The 15,206-nt window shown below is 71.7% G+C and carries 15 protein-coding genes; 11 read left to right on the top strand and 4 right to left on the bottom strand.

The features are described 5' to 3' along the window. Positions 1-71 precede the first annotated feature (71 nt). Entirely contained in the window at positions 72-1,019 is a 948-nt protein-coding gene (locus ACIBH1_RS13765; protein WP_397314050.1) for a helix-turn-helix transcriptional regulator, read from the top strand. 7 nt (positions 1,020-1,026) lie between these two features. Here the strand turns inward: ACIBH1_RS13765 and ACIBH1_RS13760 are convergent, their stop codons facing one another. Beyond that, entirely contained in the window at positions 1,027-2,550 is a 1,524-nt protein-coding gene (locus ACIBH1_RS13760; protein WP_397314049.1) for an SMI1/KNR4 family protein, read from the bottom strand. A gap of 35 nt (positions 2,551-2,585) precedes the next feature. Continuing rightward, entirely contained in the window at positions 2,586-3,587 is a 1,002-nt protein-coding gene (locus ACIBH1_RS13755) for an LLM class F420-dependent oxidoreductase (protein ID WP_397314048.1), read from the bottom strand. Positions 3,588-3,651: 64 nt separating this feature from the next. On the opposite strand from ACIBH1_RS13755, the gene ACIBH1_RS13750 reads away from it, so the two are divergent. Further along, the gene (locus ACIBH1_RS13750; protein WP_397314047.1) at positions 3,652-5,091 is read left to right on the top strand and encodes a sulfatase; all 1,440 of its coding nucleotides are present in this window, start codon (positions 3,652-3,654) and stop codon (positions 5,089-5,091) included. Here the strand turns inward: ACIBH1_RS13750 and ACIBH1_RS13745 are convergent. Further along, positions 5,088-5,783 (bottom strand): FadR/GntR family transcriptional regulator, encoded by a 696-nt coding sequence (locus ACIBH1_RS13745; protein ID WP_397314046.1) that lies wholly within the window; start codon positions 5,781-5,783, stop codon positions 5,088-5,090. The genes ACIBH1_RS13750 and ACIBH1_RS13745 overlap by 4 nt on opposite strands. Positions 5,784-5,823: 40 nt before the next feature. Here ACIBH1_RS13745 and ACIBH1_RS13740 point away from each other — a divergent pair, with 40 nt between their 5' ends. The 3 genes from ACIBH1_RS13740 to ACIBH1_RS13730 are packed head-to-tail and all read left to right on the top strand — an operon-like array spanning position 5,824 to position 8,509. Next, positions 5,824-6,525 carry a (Fe-S)-binding protein gene (locus ACIBH1_RS13740; RefSeq protein WP_397314045.1) on the top strand — a complete coding sequence of 234 codons (702 nt, stop codon included), beginning with the start codon at positions 5,824-5,826 and terminating at the stop codon, positions 6,523-6,525. After that, positions 6,522-7,901 carry a lactate utilization protein B gene (locus ACIBH1_RS13735; protein ID WP_397314044.1) on the top strand — a complete coding sequence of 460 codons (1,380 nt, stop codon included), beginning with the start codon at positions 6,522-6,524 and terminating at the stop codon, positions 7,899-7,901. The genes ACIBH1_RS13740 and ACIBH1_RS13735 overlap by 4 nt, the downstream gene beginning before the upstream one ends. After that, positions 7,898-8,509 (top strand): lactate utilization protein C, encoded by a 612-nt coding sequence (locus tag ACIBH1_RS13730; protein ID WP_397314043.1) that lies wholly within the window; start codon positions 7,898-7,900, stop codon positions 8,507-8,509. The genes ACIBH1_RS13735 and ACIBH1_RS13730 overlap by 4 nt, the downstream gene beginning before the upstream one ends. On the opposite strand, the gene ACIBH1_RS13725 is transcribed toward ACIBH1_RS13730, so the two are convergent. Then, positions 8,499-9,506 carry a Vms1/Ankzf1 family peptidyl-tRNA hydrolase gene (locus ACIBH1_RS13725; protein ID WP_397314042.1) on the bottom strand — a complete coding sequence of 336 codons (1,008 nt, stop codon included), beginning with the start codon at positions 9,504-9,506 and terminating at the stop codon, positions 8,499-8,501. The genes ACIBH1_RS13730 and ACIBH1_RS13725 overlap by 11 nt on opposite strands. 105 nt (positions 9,507-9,611) lie before the next feature. Here ACIBH1_RS13725 and ACIBH1_RS13720 point away from each other — a divergent pair, with 105 nt between their 5' ends. From ACIBH1_RS13720 to speB, 6 genes are read left to right on the top strand one after another with little or no spacing between them, the layout of a single operon-like run. Next, positions 9,612-10,649, top strand: a complete 1,038-nt coding sequence (locus ACIBH1_RS13720) for a GNAT family N-acetyltransferase (protein WP_397314041.1) — start codon at positions 9,612-9,614, stop codon at positions 10,647-10,649. Further along, on the top strand, positions 10,646-11,818 hold the full coding sequence (locus tag ACIBH1_RS13715; protein WP_397314040.1) for a precorrin-6Y C5,15-methyltransferase (decarboxylating) subunit CbiT: 1,173 nt from the start codon (positions 10,646-10,648) through the stop codon (positions 11,816-11,818). The genes ACIBH1_RS13720 and ACIBH1_RS13715 overlap by 4 nt, the downstream gene beginning before the upstream one ends. Before the next feature lie 50 nt (positions 11,819-11,868). After that, complete coding sequence (locus tag ACIBH1_RS13710) at positions 11,869-12,675, top strand: sirohydrochlorin chelatase (RefSeq protein WP_397314039.1); 807 nt, start codon at positions 11,869-11,871, stop codon at positions 12,673-12,675. Further along, the gene (gene cobT, locus ACIBH1_RS13705) at positions 12,659-13,726 is read left to right on the top strand and encodes a nicotinate-nucleotide--dimethylbenzimidazole phosphoribosyltransferase (protein WP_397314038.1); all 1,068 of its coding nucleotides are present in this window, start codon (positions 12,659-12,661) and stop codon (positions 13,724-13,726) included. Before ACIBH1_RS13710 ends, cobT begins: the two co-directional genes overlap by 17 nt. A gap of 10 nt (positions 13,727-13,736) precedes the next feature. Beyond that, on the top strand, positions 13,737-14,186 hold the full coding sequence (locus ACIBH1_RS13700; RefSeq protein ID WP_397314037.1) for a nitroreductase family deazaflavin-dependent oxidoreductase: 450 nt from the start codon (positions 13,737-13,739) through the stop codon (positions 14,184-14,186). Further along, positions 14,183-15,196, top strand: a complete 1,014-nt coding sequence (gene speB / locus ACIBH1_RS13695) for an agmatinase (protein WP_181612301.1) — start codon at positions 14,183-14,185, stop codon at positions 15,194-15,196. The genes ACIBH1_RS13700 and speB overlap by 4 nt, the downstream gene beginning before the upstream one ends. Positions 15,197-15,206 lie beyond the last annotated feature (10 nt).

Here is a 15,206-nt window from a genome sequence, read left to right as displayed (position 1 = left end):
GTCAGTGAAAGTCATCCTGCCGACCTATACCGGTCATCTCATGACCGGTTTTCATGGAAGTGTCGCCAGGTATGCGAACCGATCGGCTGGTGGCCATCCTCCTCATGCTGCAGCGGCGTGAGCAGGTGACGGCGGCAGAGGTCGCCCGGGAGCTGGAGGTCTCCGAGCGCACCGCCCGCCGCGACCTCGACGCCCTGGCCATGGCCGGGGTGCCCGTCTACTCCATGCAGGGCAGGAGCGGCGGCTGGCGCCTGGTCGGCGGCGCCCGTACCGACCTGTCCGGGCTGACCGCCAGCGAGGCCCGCGCCCTGTTCCTGGTCGCCGGCCAGGCGTCGGCCGCGACGCCTGCCGTGAAGGCGGCCCTGCGCAAGCTCGTCCAGGCCCTGCCGGGGCCCTTCAGGACGCAGGCCGAGGCGGCGGCGACGTCGCTGGTCATGGACCCGCAACGGTGGGGGGCCGGCCGGGTCGAGCGCCGCTCGCCCCGGTTCCTCGACGAACTCCTGGACGCGGTGATCCGCGGCGTCCAGGTACGGCTCGGCTACGTCGACCGCGAGGGCGCCGTGACCGAGAGGACCGTGCACCCGCTGGGCATCGTCGCCAAGGGCCCGTCGTGGTACCTGGTCGCCCACACCGGGGCGGGGCGGCGGACCTTCCGCGTCGACCGCGTGTCGTCCGCCGAGCCGACCGGCGATCCCGTGCACCGGCCGGAGGACTTCGACCTGGCCGCGAGCTGGCGCGAGATCGCCGACGAGGTCGACCGCAGGCGGACGCCGCTCGAGCTCCGGGCGGTGTGCGCGCCCCAGGCGATGGGCGCGCTCCGGCTGATGCTCGGCGACCGGCTCCAGGTGGGAGGCTCCACGGCCGACGGCCGTGTCGAGGTCGTGATCCGCGGCCACGACGAGTACACGCTCGCGTGCGAGATCGCCGGGCTGGTCGAATGGCTCGAGGTGACCGGCCCTCCTGGGGTGCGAGACCACCTGGTCTCGATCGGCAACGCGCTCGTCGAGCGACACGCCTGAGAGCTGCCTAGTCGGAGCTCCAGTCGAGAAAGCCGTCGCGCACCTTCGGCTGCCACATGCCCATGGGCCTGCCGGACTCCAGGGAGGTGGCGATGCGCCGCAGGAAGGTCAGGTAGGAGGGCGCCTCCTGGGTCAGGCCCGTCTCGTTGTAGAAGTGGAAGACCTCGCCCGTCCTGACGTCGATCAGCTGGTGCCCGCCGTCGACGGCCTTGGCGAAGGGAACGCTGTGGCCGTGCCACCAGAAGGCGAAGTCGGGGGTGGTGGTGCCGTCGCGGTACATGCCGCACATCATGTGCCACTCGTCGCGGACCTCCTTCAGGGGGACCAGGGCGTGCAGGCCGTCGGTGGGCAGCCCCCAGTCGCGCGCGCCGTCGTGCCGCAGCAGCGAGGCGCGGTAGTCGTCGGGGAAGGTCAGGCCCATCGCCCGCTCGGTCCTGGCGATGGTCCGCGGCGCCGCGGGAGGGTTCAGCCTCTGGAGGGACTTGGGCGCCTTGCGGGCCAGCCATCGTTCGATGCGCGACCAGACGGCGTCGACCTGCCTCCGCACCGACTTGTCCGGAGATTTCACGACCGGGGGGTCTTCGGACGGCAGGCATCCGAGCTCGCTCAATTGCGCGTCGGTCGCGGGCGTGGGTCCGGGCTGGGTCGGCTCCACCTGGGGAGTGGGGGAGGGGCGCGGCGGCCCGGCGCACGTGGCAGGGGGAGGACCGGCGGGTTCGGTGCTCCAGGTCAGCTCGCAGGCGGCGGAGACGCCCGGTTGCCAGTCGCGCAGCGGCTGCCCGCTCTCCAGGGCGGTCGCGATGGCTTCCAGGAGGGCGATGTACGACGGCCAGCCCATGGAGCCCTCGTAGTCGACGTTCTCGTCCCACCGCTTCTCGCCGACGCGGCCGGTGCGCGGGTCGATGAACAGCGACGTCCCCCGGGAGTCGCTCGCGAACGGCACGAGGCTGCCGTGCCAGGTGCCGTCGTCGGGATCGGCCTCGTCCACGGATCCGGCCAGCACGAGGTCGTTGCAGTGGCTCTCCTGGTCGGCGGCGATGCCCCAGCGGTCATGCAGCTCCAGGCCGTGCGGGAGGGGCAGGCCGCCGTCGTGTCGCATCAGGGAGGCGTCGAGCTCGTCGGGGAGCGGCTTCCAGACCGGTAACTCGCCGTTGGGGTGCTCCAGCTTGCGCAGCGTGCCGGAGGCGTAGGAGCCCAGCCAGCGCTCGATCCGGTCCCAGGCCCGGCTCACCCGCGAGGCCTTGGCGGAGTCGAGGGAACGTGGGGGAGGGGTGGGCTCGTCGGCCGGCCGCAGGCCGGTGGGACGGTCCATCGCGCCCCGGCCGATGGTCACGGGCGTGCATCCGGCGGCCTGGGCCTGCGCGGGAGAGAGCATCCGCTTCCGCAGCGACGCCTCGAGCTCGGGGTCGCCGCACGACATGGAGCCGTCGAACGTGAGGCAGATCGTGCGCCGCACGGGCTCCGTGGCGCTGGCGGCGGTGCCGGCGCCGAGCAGGACGAGGGCCAGGACCGGACGTAAGACGCGGATCATCCGCCGGACTCTAGCCCAGGCACCCGGCAGATCCGCTAGCCCAGCACCAGGTCCCGCACGGTCGTCAGCGACTGCTCGTCGCGCGGTCCCATGACCAGCAGGCTCGTCACCGGGCTGGCCCGCCAGGCCTCCAGCCGCTCCTTGATGCGCCCGGCCGGTCCCACGAGCGAGATGCCGTCGGCCAGTTCGTCGGGGATGGCGTGGAAGGCCTCGTCCTTCTTGCCCGACAGGTACAGCGCCTGGATGTGCTCGGCCGCGTCGGCGAAGCCCATGCGGCCGATGATGTCGGCGTGGAAGTTGCGCTGCTTGGCGCCCATGCCGCCGATGTAGAGGGTGAGCATCATCTTGACCGTGTTCAGCGCCTGCTTCACGTCGTCGTTGATGATCACCATCACCATGGCGGCGATGTCGAAGTCGGCGTGGGCTCCCGACAGCGCCTCGCCGTACATCTCCTGGATCTTCGAGGGGAAGGCGAACAGCGGCAGCCAGCCGTCGGCGATCTCGGCGGAGAGCGCGACGTTCTTGGGGCCCTCGGCGCCGAGGTAGAGCGGGATGTCCGCGCGCAGCGGATGGGTGATCGACTTCAGCGGCTTGCCGATGCTGTCGGGCAGCGGCAGGGGGTAGTGCCTGCCGTCGTTGGTGACGGGCTCCTCGCGCCGCCACACCTTGCGCATGATGTCGACGTACTCGCGGGTCCTGGCCAGCGGCTGGGCGAAGCGCTGGCCGTACCAGCCCTCGACGACCTGAGGGCCGGACGCGCCGATGCCGAGCAGCAGGCGGCCGCCGGTGAGATGATCGAGGGTCATCGCGGTCATGGCGGTGGCGACGGGGGTGCGGGCGGAGATCTGCGCCACGGAGGTGCCCAGCTTGATGCGGCTGGTGCGCGCGCCGTACCAGGCCAGCGGGGTGAAGGCGTCGCTGCCGTAGGCCTCGGCCGTCCACACCGAGTCGTAGCCGAGCCGCTCGGCCAGCTGCACGGTCTCGGTGGCGTCGTCCGCGGAGCGCTGCCAGTAGCCGAGATTGAGACCGAGTTTCATTAGAACAAGTTCTATTATCCGGAGCCGGGTGTCAATGCACGATCTTCAGGGCAAGGTGACCTCTGTGCTGAAGGGTCTGTACCGCGTCATATGTGTCCTGTTGTTGCTGGTTGTGGCAGCCGAACCGATGACGGCCATGGGAATGGAACGTGCCAAACGCCCGAATATCGTGCTGATTCTGGCCGATGACCTCGAGGCTGGAAATCTGGCGCTTTTCCCGAAGATCTCCCAGCACCTCGTCCGGCAGGGCATGTCCTTCGACCGCACCTTCGTCACCAACTCCTGGTGCTGCCCCTCCCGCGCCTCGATCCTGCGCTCCCAGTACGTGCACAGCCACGGGGTGCTGACCAACACGGCCCCCGAGGGCGGGTTCGACCGCTTCTACCAGCTCGAACTGGATCGTTCCACGGTCGGCACCTGGATGAACGACGCCGGATACCGCACCGCCCTCATGGGCAAGTACCTCAACCACTACCCGGGCTCCTCGACGGCGGCCACCTACGTGCCGCCCGGCTGGGACCGGTGGGAGGTGCCGGTCCGCAACCTCTACGAGGAGTACGGCTACACCCTCAACTCCAGCGGCAAGCTGGTCGACTACGGATGGGCCGAGACCGACTACCTGTCCGACGTGCTCGCGACCAAGGCGGGCGAGTTCGTGGCCGCCTCCGACGACCCCTTCTTCCTGTACCTGGCGCCGATCGGCCCGCACAACCCGGCCAACCCGGCGCTGCGTCACAGCAACGCCTTCGCCGACGCCAAGGCCCCGCGCACCAAGTCGTTCAACCAGGACGACGTCAAGGCGGAACCGCGCTGGCTGCGCTCCCTGCCGAAGATCAAGGATGTCGGGATCGACCGCATCGACGACCGCTACCGGGCCAGGCTGCGCTCCATGCTCGGCGTCGACGACCTGGTCGGCTCGGTGATCGACGCCCTCGACAAGGCGGGCAAGCTCGACGACACCTACGTGATCTTCGCCTCCGACAACGGCTTCCATCTCGGCACCCACCGGATCAAGCAGGGCAAGACCACCCCCTTCGAGGAGGCCATCCGGGTGCCCATGGTGGTGCGCGGTCCCGGGGTGCGGGCCGGGGCGGTCAACACCGACCTGTGCGGCACCATCGACCTGGGCCCGACCATCGCCGAGCTCGGCGGCGCGCGGACGCCGTCCTTCGCGGAGGGGCGCTCGCTGGTGCCGTTCCTGCGCGGGCAGCGGCCCGACCGGTGGCGCCGCAACGTGCTGGTGGAGTTCAACCGGCCGACCAGCAAGGTCTCGGCCAAGCAGACGCCGGTGCCCCCCTACAACGCGCTGCGCACCGACCGCTACACCTACGTGCGCTACGCCACGGGGGAGTCGCAGCTCTACGACCTGGTGGCCGACCCGCACCAGCTGCGCAACCTGGCCGCGACGGCCAACCCGACGTTGTTGTTCCGGCTGGAGTACCTCCTGGAGGGCATGCGCACCTGCTCGGGCGCGAGCTGCCGGGTGGCCGACGCCAGGCGCTAGAGCTCCAGGTCGTAGGTGTGGGCCAGGTGCTCGCTCACCGCGTTCGCCGCGGCGGCGGCGTCTCCTGAGGCGATCGCGTCGCGGATGAGCTGGTGTTCGGCGCGCAGCCTGGCCGAGCCGACCCCGAGCCGCTCCACGGCGGCCACGGCGTGCGGCCTGACGGAGTCGCGGATCGAGCGCATGATCACGCCGATGAGCCGGTTGCCCGAGGCGTCGGCGATGGCGCAGTGGAAGGCGATGTCGTGCTCGACGAACTCCGCGGCGTCGCGGGCGGCGTCCATGGCAGCCAGGGCCAGGTCGAGCGCGGTGGTGTCGGCGCGCAGGGCGGCGGCGCGCGAGGCGGCGAACTGCTCGATCATCAGCCGAGTCTCGATGATCTCCGACAGCTCCAGCCCGGCCAGCCCGAGGTGGAGGCGGAGCAGGTCGGTCAGGGCGGTGCCCGGGCGTGAGGTGAGCACCGCGCCGGCGTCGGGCCCGCGACCGGCCGAGGAGGAGACAACCCCGAGCGTCTCCAGCACGCGCAGGGCCTCGCGCACCGAGGAGCGCCCGACCTGCAGCTGCTCGGCGAGCTGGCGTTCGCCCGGCAGCCGGTCGCCGACGCGCAGGCCGTCCTCGGCGATGCGTTGCTCGATCCTGGCGAGCACCTCCTCGAAGGTGCGGGTGCGCTTGACGGGTGCCCAGTTGCCTGCCATATGGTCAGACCATACTGTGGTCAGACCATAAGGGGAAGTCGTGCGGGTCGCCCTCTTCATCACATGCGTGAACGACACGCTGTTCCCGGACACCGGCAGGGCGGTGGTGTCGCTGCTGCGCAGGCTGGGCTGCGAGGTGGAGTTCCCCAAGGCCCAGACGTGCTGCGGCCAGATGCACGTCAACACCGGCTACAAGGAGCAGGGCGTACGGCTCGCGCGGCACTTCACCGAGGTCTTCGCCGACTACGAGGCGGTCGTGGCGCCCAGCGGATCGTGCGCGGCCATGGTGCGCGAGCAGTACCCCAGGCTGATCGACCAGCAGGTCCCCAGGGTGTACGACCTGTCGGAGTTCCTGCTCGACGTCCTGGAGGTCGAGGACGTGGGCGCCTACTTCCCGCACCGGGTGACCTACCACCCGACCTGCCACTCGCTCAGGGGGCTCAGGCTCGGCGACAAGCCGGCCAGGCTCCTGTCGAAGGTGCGCGGCCTGGAGCTGGTCCCGCTGGGCGGCGCGGAGGAGTGCTGCGGCTTCGGCGGCACCTTCAGCGTGAAGAACCCGGCGATCTCGGCGGCCATGTGCTCCGACAAGGTGCGCAACGTGCTCGGCACCGGCGCCGAGGTGCTGTGCGCCGCCGACAACTCCTGCCTGATGCACATCGGCGGCACGCTCAAGAGACAGAGGTCAGGAGTCAGGGTCATGCATCTCGCCGAGATCCTCGCCTCGACGGAGGCGGCCAGATGAGTACGTTCATCGGAATGCCCGGCAACTTCCCGAAAAATGCCGCGAAAGCCGTACAGGACTCGCAGTTGCGGTTCAACCTCAGGAAGGCCACCCACACCATCAGGGGCAAACGCGGCGCCGTCGTCGCCGAGCTGCCCGACTGGCAGGAGCTGCGCGCGGCGGGCAAGGCCATCAAGGACCACACCCTCGCCCGCCTCGACACCTACCTGCTCCAGCTGGAGGAGGCCGTCACCGCCGCGGGCGGCACCGTGCACTGGGCCAGGGACGCCGCCGAGGCCAACCGCATCGTCACCGAGCTGGTCCAGGCCACCGGCGAGAGCGAGGTGGTCAAGGTCAAGTCGATGGCCACCCAGGAGATCGGGCTCAACGAGCACCTGGCCGAGCAAGGCATCACGGCCTACGAGACGGACCTGGCCGAGCTGATCGTCCAGCTCGGCGACGACTTGCCCAGCCACATCCTGGTCCCGGCGATCCACCGCAACCGCGCGGAGATCCGCGAGATCTTCCTGCGCGAGATGCCCGACGCGCCGAAGGATCTGACCGACGAGCCGAAGGCTCTGGCCGAGGCGGCCAGGCGGCACCTGCGCGAGCGGTTCCTGCGGGCCAAGGTCGCCGTGTCGGGCGCCAACTTCATGATCGCCGAGACGGGCACGCTCGTCGTGCTCGAATCGGAGGGCAACGGGCGCATGTGCCTGACCCTCCCCGAGACCCTGATCAGCGTGGTCGGCATCGAGAAGCTGCTGCCCACCTGGCAGGACCTGGAGGTCTTCCTCCAGCTGCTGCCCAGGAGCTCGACGGGCGAGCGCATGAACCCCTACACCTCCACCTGGACGGGCTCCACCGACGGCCAGGCCTTCCACCTGGTGCTGCTCGACAACGGCCGCACCCGCGTGCTCGCCGACGAGGTGGGCCGCCAGGCGCTGCGCTGCATCCGCTGCTCGGCCTGCCTGAACGTCTGCCCCGTCTACGAGCGGGCGGGCGGCCACGCCTACGGCTCGGTCTATCCCGGACCGATCGGCGCCATCCTCACCCCCCAGCTGCGCGGGGTCGGCACCGAGCTCGACGCCTCCCTGCCATACGCCTCGTCGCTCTGCGGCGCCTGCTACGACGTCTGCCCGGTGGCGATCGACATCCCGGAGGTCCTGGTCGACCTGCGGGCCAAGGTCCCGCACAAGGCGGCGGAGCGCGCGGGCATGAAGGTCGCCGGCTGGGTGCTCGACAAGCCGGTACGGCTGGCCAAGGCGCAACGGCTGGCCATCCGCTTCCGCCGGCTGGCGCCCAGGCGCCTGCCCGGACCCATGAGCGCCTGGACCGACACCAGGGACCTGCCGGAGATCCCCGAGCAGTCCTTCCGAGACTGGTGGGAGAGCCAGTGAACGCCAAGCAGGAGATCCTCGCCCGCATCAGGAAGGCCGTCGCGGGCGCCCCCGAGGTGGAGATCGTGCGCTCCTACCGCAGGAGCGCGCCCGGCGAGGGCATCGTCGAGCTGTTCGCCGAGCGTGTGGCCGACTACCGGGCCGTCGTGCACGTCGTGCCCGAGGCGGAGCTGGAGGCCACGCTGGCCGGGCTGGCCGCGGGCAGGCGGCTGGTCGCGTCCGGCAGCCTGCCCGCGGGCTGGCGCGCCGCTCTCGGACGGGGGGCGCTCGCCCTGACCGTCGAGAGCGGCGAGGAGCGGCTCGGGGTGCGCGAGCTCGACGCGCTCGACGGCGTGGTGACCGGGTGCGCGGTCGCCGTCGCCGAGACCGGCACGATCGTGCTCGACGCGGGCCAGGGGCGCAGGGCGCTCACCCTGGTGCCCGACTACCACCTGTGCGTGGTGCGGGCCGGTCAGATCGCCGCCTCGGTCCCCGAGGCCCTGTCCAGGCTCGATCCGTCGGGGCCGACCACGTGGATCAGCGGGCCGTCGGCCACCAGCGACATCGAGCTGAACCGGGTCGAGGGAGTCCACGGTCCGCGGACCCTCGAAGTCGTGATCAGTACCTGAGCAGGGCGGCGACCTGGTCCAGCTCGTCGCAGAACCAGAACTCGGCGTCGGTCATCGCCGCCGCGCGCGCCAGCGCGGAGTCGGCGCGGTCGGTCGTCGACGACTCCACGCCCCAGCGCCGCAGCTCGTCGGGGGTGCGCGCGAGCTGGGTGCCGCCGGGCCCGATCCACACGCTGTGAGACAGCTCGCCGGGCAGCAGGACGGCCTCGGCGCGCCCCTCGCGCAGCACGTGGGCGACCTCCTCGAAGCCGGTCGGCCCGGCGCTCTGGTGGTACCTGCCGATCAGCTCGGAGCGCCGCCGCTCCAGCCAGGAGTCGAGCGCGGTCTCGGCGTCGCGCTCGAAGCCGCCGTGGTCGCGCCGGCTGCCGTGCTCGACCATGAGCACCCGGTCGGAGGCCTTCGTGCCGAGGTGATCGCAGAGCATCGAGCGGGAGCGCGGCTCACCGGCCACGATCACCAGCTCGGCGCCGATCCTGCGCACCTGCTCGTCGACGCCGCGCGCGGCCGAGGTGGCGTTGCGTTCCCACGCCTCCTCCACGCCGCGCTCGTAGTGGCGCTGGGACCAGCCGCCCTGAGCGGTCTTCTGCAGGGGCCACGACGTGGCCTCGACCGTGCTGCGCCGTGGCGAGCCGCCGCCGAAGACGGTCAGCTCGGCGCCGGCGTGATCCACGATCACCCGCAGGTGGGGCACGTTCTCGCCGCGCTCACGCAGCATCGGCGTCACGTGCGGCAGCGGGGCCCACAACGCCTGCTCGGCGGCCTTGGGCAGGGTCTCGGCCATGACGAGTTCGTCGCCGCTGGCGAACATCGCCCGCGCCCTGCCGGTGTCGGTGACGGCCTTCTCCAGCACCTCCACGGCGCGCGGGTCGGCGTCGGCCAGCTCGCCGCTGAGCGAGCGCCAGCGCCGCAGCCGCTCAGGGCCGCTCAGCCCGGCCAGGTAGACCGAGGCGTACGGTTCCTGCCTTTCGTAGAGGGGGCGGATGAAGTCCAGCCGCACGGCTCACCACCCCCGGCACTCGGGGGTGTTCGGATGAGGGATGGGCCTGTCGCTTCCACGTTCCATGGGTTCGCCCCTACCCGTCCGATATAGGAGGATGCGTAGATGTTCGGACATGACTTCAAGATCACTACGGAGCGCCTGGTCCTGCGCCGCTTCCTGGCGGACGACGAGCAGCAGATCCGGGCGATCCTGGCCGAGGGCCTGCCGTTCCTGCCGCCCTCGCTCCCCGCCGACCCGGACGCCGTCGGCCCCTGGATCCAGGAGTCGACCGACGTGGCCATCACCGACCTCGACGGCCGGATCGTCGGCGCCACGAGCCTGTTCAAGACCGACCTCGACGCGGGCAGGACCGAGATCGGGTACGGCACGCACCCCGGGCACCGCGGGCGCGGCTACATGACCGAGGCGGTGCGCGCCCTGTGCGCGTGGGTGTTCGAGCACACCGCGATCAACCGGATCGAGCTGACCGCGGCGCCCGGCAACCTCGCCTCGCTCTGGGTGGCGCAGAAGGCGGGCTTCACCTGGGAGGGCATGCTCCGCCGCTACGACCACGAGGGCGACAGGGTGCTGTTCAGCCTCGTCAGGGGCGAGGGCTTCGACCCCTCGCCGGTGCTGCCCTTCACCGAGATGCGCACCGAGCGGCTGGTGCTGCGCCGCTACACCGAGGCCGACGTGCCCGCGCTCCTGGCCCTCGCGCAGGACGAGCTGACCCTGGCCAATACCGGGCTGCGGCTAGAGGACGAGGATGCCGCCAGGGCGCTGGCGCTGGAGACCGTCGAGCGCAAGCGCCTGCGCGGGGGCGGCATCGACTGGGCCGTCGCCACCGACGAGCTCGTCGGCACCGTCTCCTTCAACGAGGTCGACTGGTTCCACCGCGTCGCCGAGGTGGCCTACAACACCGTGCCAGGCCACCGCGGCCGGGGCTACGCCCTGGAGGCGCTCGTCGCCGTCAGCCGGTGGCTGCTGCTGGAGCAGGGCTTCCACCGGATCACCCTGCGCGCCGTGGTGCACAACTCCGGCTCCCAGCGGGTCGCGGAGAAGGCCGGATACGTGCGCGAGGGCGTGGCGCGCAAGGTCCTGGCGGGATACGACGCTGTGGTCTACAGCCTGACGGCGGCGGATGTCACTCTGGAGACGTGACTATCGCGGTTGTCGGCTGGGACGGGTCCGAACTGTCACCCAAGGCGCACGATCTGCTGAGGCGGGCCGCGCTGGTCGTGGCGCCCGAGGCGCTCACCCGGCGGGTGCCGTACAAGGACGCCGTGCCGTACGACGACCTGCTGCGGGCCCTCGACGAGCATCTGGAGAACGGCGAGGGCGACGCGGTGGTGCTGGCCGAGGGTGACCCCGGCTTCTTCGGCGTGGTGCGGGAGCTGCGCGGCCACGGCATCACGCCGCAGGTCGTGCCCGCGGTGTCGCTGCCCGCCCGCGCGTTCGCCTGCGCCGGGCTGAGCTGGGAGGACGCCCTGGTCGTCGCGCCGTCAGGCCCGCACGAGCTCAACCGCGTCGTCAACGCCTGCCGCGCCCACCACAAGGTCGGCGTGCTGTGCACGCCCGGCGTCGGCCCCGGCGAGATCGCCCGCGAGCTGGCGCCGACGACACCGCGCGCGCTGATCGTCTGCGAGGACCTGGGCGGCCCTGACGAGCGGGTCAGCCACAGCCGCATGGGCGAGGCGACCACCCGGCCGTGGAAGGACCCCGACGTGGTGCTGGTGCTCGACCCGCTGCACCGGCCGCACGAGCGCAGCTGGGTCGGCGGCCTGCGTCCCGGGCCGCAGGAGTGGGCGCTCGCCGGCGACGACCTGCCCGCCGAGGTGCGCGCCTTCGTGGTCGCCAAGCTCGGGCCCCGCCTCGGCGACCTGGTCTGGGACGTCGGCGCCGGCACCGGCGAGGTCGCCGTCGACTGCGCCAGGCTCGGGGCGGCGGTCATCGCGGTCGAGCGCGACGAGCAGTCGTGCGCCAGGCTGCGCCGCCGCGTGCTGGAGCACGGCGTGAAGGTGGCGCTGACCAGGGGCCAGGCGCCGCCCGCGCTGGAACCGCTGCCCGATCCCGACGCGGTCTTCGTCGGCGGAGGAGGCCCCGACGTGGTCGCCGTCTGCGCCGAGCGCCGGCCGCGCTCGCTGGTGTGCACGGTCAAGGCCCTCGAGCAGGTGCCTGCGGTCTACGCCCGGATGCGTGAGTACGGCTACCGCGCGGAGGGCGTCTGCATCCAGGCCTCCATGGTGAGTGTTCTGCCTGATGGGCGCCATGGTCTGGCCCCGTCGCGGGCCGTCTTCGTCATCCACGGGGTGCCCGCTCACCCGGCGTGACCTGTTATTGTCGCGTGTCCCGCTTTCTTCCCCCGAGGTGAACCCGCGACATGAAGCCGCCGCTGCTGCTCATCGGGCAGGGCTCGCACGACGATGCCGGTTCCGCGGAATTCGGCCGCTTCGTCCACCGCCTCCGTTGCCGACTCGACCAGACCGCCGCCGAGGTCTCCGGCGGCTACCTCAAGCAGGCCGATCCCCGGCTGAGCGACTCCGTCGCCAACCTGGTCGCGCGCGGCCACCACCGGCTGGTGGCGCTGCCGTTGAGTCTCAACAGGGCCCCCGATGAGTTCCCCGCGGCGATGGCGCTCGAGCAGGAGAGGCACCCCACGCTCATGTACGACACCGGACGCCCCCTGGGTCCCGACCCCCGCGTGCTCGCTCTGCTGGCAGAACGGCTCGACGAGGCCGTGGCCGACCTGGCACCCACCGGGCCGCTGAGGCTCGTCACCGACGACGAGGACGAGCCCATCTCCACCGCCGAGACCGCGATCGTGCTGGTCGGCGAGGGCTCCACCGACCCGGCGGCCAACGCCGAGGTGCACCGCGTCTCGCGGCTGTTCTGGGAGACCCACGGCTACGACTACATGACCGTCGAGACGGCTTTCGTCTCCCTGACCCCTCCCGGCGTGCCCGGCGGCCTGGAGCGCTGCCGCCGCCTGGGCGCCCGTCGCGTGATCGTCCTGCCGTACCTGTTGTTCGCGGGCGGCATGCTGGAGCGGGTCTGGGCGCAGGCCCTGGCGTACGGCGCCGGCCACCCCGAGCTCGACATCCGCTGCGCCGAGGTCATCGGCGACTGCGAGGCCCTGGCCGACGTGGTGATCGAGCGTTACGAGGAAGCCCTTGTCTTCGGAGCTTGAGCGGGTCCTGGCCGGCGTCGAGCCCGCGTCGGCGTCCGCCGTCGCCGACGCGCTCGCCTACCAGGCCCGGCTGACCAAGCCGGCGGGCTCGCTCGGCGCCCTGGAGGAGGTCGCGGTCCGGCTCGCGGGCTCCGGCGGGGTCTGCCCGCCCGTGATGCCCTCCCCGGCCGCACTGGCGATCTTCGCCGCCGACCACGGCGTGCACGCCCAGGGCGTCTCGCCCTGGCCGCAGGAGGTCACCGTCCAGATGGTGGCCAACTTCCTCGCCGGTGGCGCGGTGGCCAACGCCTTCGCCGCCCAGGTGGGCGCCTCCGTCACGGTCGTCGACGTGGGGGTCGCCGCCGACCTGCCCGCCGGTCCCGGACTCGTCGTTCGCAAGATCGGGTACGGCACCGCGGACCTGTCCGCCGGCCCCGCCATGAGCGACGGCGACGCCGTGGCCGCCCTCGAAGCGGGCATCTCCGTCGCCCGCTCGCTCATCGACTCCGGCGCCCGCTGCCTGATCACCGGCGACATGGGCATCGCCAACACCACCGCCTCCGCCGCCCTCATCTCGGCCTTCACCGGGCTCGACCCCGCCGAGGTGACCGGGCGCGGCACCGGCATCGACGACGAGACCCACGCGCGCAAGGTCGCCGTCGTCCGGCGGGCGCTGTCGGTCAACGGCATCGAGCCGGCCACCGGACCCCTTCGCGTGCTGGCCGCGGTCGGCGGCTTCGAGCACGCGGCGATCGCGGGCTTCGTCCTGGCCGCGGCACAGGCCCGGGTGCCGGTGATCCTCGACGGCGTGATCGCCGGAGCCGCGGCCCTGGCGGCCCAGGCACTATCGCCCGCGTCGATCGACCACTGCGTCGCCGGCCACCGCTCCGCCGAGCCCGGCCACGCCGCCGCCCTGCGCCACCTGGGCCTGCGCCCGCTGGTCGATCTGGAGCTGCGACTGGGCGAGGGCACCGGCGCGCTGCTGGCCCACCCGCTGGTCTGCGCGGCCGTACGCGTGATGCACGAGGTCGCCACGTTCGACTCGGCGGGAGTGTCGGAAAAGCCCATGTGATGATGGGCGGGTGAAGATCCTCAGCAGGGTTCTGTTCCGCCTGCCGATCCATCTCTACAAGATCGGCCTCGGTCCGCTGTTCGGCCACCGGTTCCTGATGCTCGGACACATCGGCCGGGTGTCGGGGCTGACCAGGCACGCGGTGATCGAGGTCGTCGAGAGGGACCGCGACCTCGGCTCCTACACGGTCTGCTCCGGCCTCGGCGCCGGGTCGCAGTGGTACCGGAACATCGCCACGAACCCTGAGGTGGCCCTCCAGGTGGGCTGGAAGGTGATGCCCGCGCTGGCCGTGCCGCTGCCGCCGGAGGAGGGCGCCGAGGTCATGCGCGCCTACGCGGCCAGGCACCCGGTGGTCGCGCGCTGGCTGATGAGGATGCTCGGCATCGAGGCCGACGGCACCCCCGAGGGCTTCCGGCGGGCGGGCATGGAGCTCCCGTTCGTGAAGCTGGTGACGAAGTGACCAGGTACGGGCCCATGTACGGCCCCGACCTCACCTTCCTGGGCGTCGAGCGGTGCGACGTCAACGACCCGGCGAGCTTCGCCGGCGCCGACGTGGTGATCATCGGGGCGCCCTTCGACGGCGGCACCTCCCACCGCCCCGGCGCCAGGTTCGGTCCCATGGCGCTGCGCCAGGCCTGCTACCTGCCGCACGACGGCTCCCGCCCGAGCCTGGCCCTGCGCGTCGACGGCCTCAAGGACCTGCGCGTCCTCGACGCGGGCGACGTGGAGTGCTACTCCGGCGACGTCGACGGCTCGCTGGCCGCGATCGAGGACGCCGTGCACCGCATCGCGGTCACCGGCGCCGTGCCCCTGATCCTGGGCGGCGACCACACCGTCGCGCTGCCCGACGCCAGGGGTACGGCACGCGCCCACGAGCCGGGACGCACCTCGATGATCCACTTCGACGCCCACGCCGACACCGGCGACATCGCCTTCGGCCACCTGCACGGCCACGGCCAGCCGATGCGCCGCCTGATCGAGTCGGGCGCCATCAGGGGAGACAGGTTCCTGCAGATCGGCCTGCGCGGCTACTGGCCCGAGCCCGAGACACTGGAGTGGATGGCCGGGCAGCGCATGCGCTCCTACGAGATGACCGAGATCGTCCACCGGGGCCTGGAGGAATGCCTGACGGAGGCGTTCGCGATCGCGCTGGACGAATGCGACCAGATTTTCCTTTCCGTCGACATCGACGTCTGCGACCCCGGCCACGCACCCGGCACCGGCACCCCGGAACCGGGCGGGCTGACGGCGCGCCAATTGCTGGATTCGGTCCGGCGAATTTGTTACGAACTTCCGCTGGCGGGGATGGAGGTGGTGGAGGTGGCTCCGCCGTACGACCATGCCGACATCACCGCCATGCTCGGCAATCGAGTGGTTCTCGAGGCGCTGTCGGCGATGGCCCGGCGGCGTAAGGATCTTGCTGGTGGCACCCGGTGGGATCCGCGCCAGCCTCTCCTTGACGACCGTTAACACATTTGAG

Origin of the sequence: Nonomuraea sp. NPDC050663, assembly GCF_044456985.1 — a bacterium.
GTDB lineage: Bacteria > Actinomycetota > Actinomycetes > Streptosporangiales > Streptosporangiaceae > Nonomuraea.
This window is presented reverse-complemented; position numbering and strand designations above follow the sequence as displayed.